The sequence below is a fragment of the Dellaglioa sp. CoH-57-MRSF-19 genome, assembly GCF_056781975.1.
Map to the genome: position 1 here is coordinate 1 of NZ_JBXAXW010000076.1, position 605 is coordinate 605.

The window sequence follows — 605 nt, forward strand, 5'->3', positions numbered from 1 at the left end:
TCCTGAACTGGGTGAGCTTACCTGAGCTATGACAGGAGTTTGCCCAGAGTTCCAAGTGAATCGTCCCGTAGTAGCATCGGGCGGCCCCGAAACCGGAAGTAGCGCTGTGCCTGTGCCACCGGTAGCTATACTCCAAGCCACTTCCGCGTTCTCCGTTGCATAGGTCGCTTGAAAATTCGTTTTCAGGTCTGGTGACGTGGCAATTATACCGTTTACATTATCAGAGAAAACAACATATTTCGAGCCGTCGTACAGCGCTGCCTGCCACGCACCATTATTTTGCAGAGGTGTGATTGCAGTCCACGTAATGCCATCTGTCGATGTTGCGATATATCCATTAGCACCGAACGCAACCATGTACGACCCAACTAGCATCAGGGCGCTGATCGAACCTCCTGCGGAGCTACGCAATGTTGGTGTCAACGTTCCCGTGAGAAGTCCTGCTGTACCGACCGCTCCCGGATTCGGAATAGTGTAGATTCCGGTTGTCGATGCCATTACGTACAAATTAGCTCCCGGCAAGAAAGCCAAGTCATTTATCAAACCACTGGACGTACCAATACTGTACGAACTCCACCCTGTCGATAAGTCAGCCGCGTTTGCGG

General features: G+C 51.7%; 1 protein-coding gene. It reads right to left on the bottom strand.

From position 1 onward, the window contains the following. On the bottom strand, window positions 1-498 hold a 498-nt coding region (locus tag AC1RO3_RS08290; RefSeq protein ID WP_481763972.1), incomplete at its 3' end, for a hypothetical protein. Window positions 499-605: the final 107 nt, after the last annotated feature.